Origin of the sequence: Streptomyces griseorubiginosus, assembly GCF_017614965.1 — a bacterium.
In the GTDB taxonomy this organism is placed as follows: Bacteria; Actinomycetota; Actinomycetes; order Streptomycetales; family Streptomycetaceae; genus Streptomyces; species Streptomyces griseorubiginosus_B.
The window spans coordinates 1-1,002 of record NZ_WVUG01000670.1 but is presented as its reverse complement, the minus strand read 5'-3'; the positions used below and the strand labels follow the sequence as shown (position 1 = coordinate 1,002).

At 75.0% G+C, this 1,002-nt stretch carries 2 protein-coding genes; both read left to right on the top strand.

Going from position 1 to position 1,002, the window contains the following annotated elements:
* Entirely contained in the window at positions 1-489 is a 489-nt protein-coding gene (locus GRC12_RS44640; protein WP_308286775.1) for a TIGR03086 family metal-binding protein, read from the top strand.
* Positions 490-543: 54 nt separating this feature from the next.
* Positions 544-1,002 (top strand): MFS transporter (locus GRC12_RS44635; RefSeq protein ID WP_208786121.1); only part of this gene is annotated, 459 nt, incomplete at its 3' end.

Below are 1,002 nucleotides of genomic sequence, written 5' to 3'. Positions count from 1 at the left end.
GTGGGGGCCGGGCGGCTGGAGCGGGGGACGCCGTGCGCGGAGTGGGACCTGGGGGAGCTGCTCGGGCATCTCGACGACTCGCTCGACGCCCTGCACGAGGGGCTGACTGGCGGGCGGATCGGGCTGACGCCGGGGACCGCCGACCCGGCCTGCGCGTTCCGCACGCGCGCGTGTGCCGTGCTCGGCGCCTGGGCCGCCGGGCCCGGGCAGTGGGTGCTGGTGGGCGAACTGCCGCTGGACCTGCGGGTGATGGCGGCCGTGGGTGCCGTGGAGATCGCCGTGCACGGATGGGACGTGGCGCAGGCCTGCGGGCGGCGGCGGCCCATCCCGGCCGCGCTCGCCGCCGAACTGCTGCCCGTCGCGCGGTGCGTGGTCGCGGCGGAGGACCGGGGCGTGCGGTTCGGCGCGCCGGTCGCCGTGCCGCTGGGCGCGGGACCCGACGGGCGGTTGCTGGCCTTCCTGGGGCGGCGCGATTCCTTTGCGGGGTGAGGGTGGTCTGCCTTCCGTGAGCGACCTCATGAGCTCATGGAAGGAACCCCCGTCATGACCGACACACTGAGTGTCTCCGTGCACGAACCACCCGTGGCGACCGGCCCGTCCCGCCGCGGCTGGACCGTCCTGCTGGCCGGACTCGGCGCGCTGCTGTGCTCCCTGGACGTCGTGGTCGTCGCGACCGCGCTGCCCGCGCTGCGGGCCGATTTCGGGGCGAGCCTGTCGGACCTGGAGTGGACGATCAACGCCTACAACCTGGTCTTCGCCTGCCTCACCCTGACCGGCGCCGCACTCGGCGACCGCTTCGGGCGCCGGCGGATGTACGTCGTCGGGCTCGCCGTCTTCACCCTCGCCTCCGCCACCGCCGCCCTGTCGAACGGGCCGGAACAGCTCATCGGTGCCCGGATCGTGCAGGGCGCCGGGGCGGCCGTCCTGCTTCCGCTCACCCTGACCCTGATCAGTGAGGCGTTCCCGGCCGAGAAGCGGGGGGTCGCCATCGGGGTGTGGGGC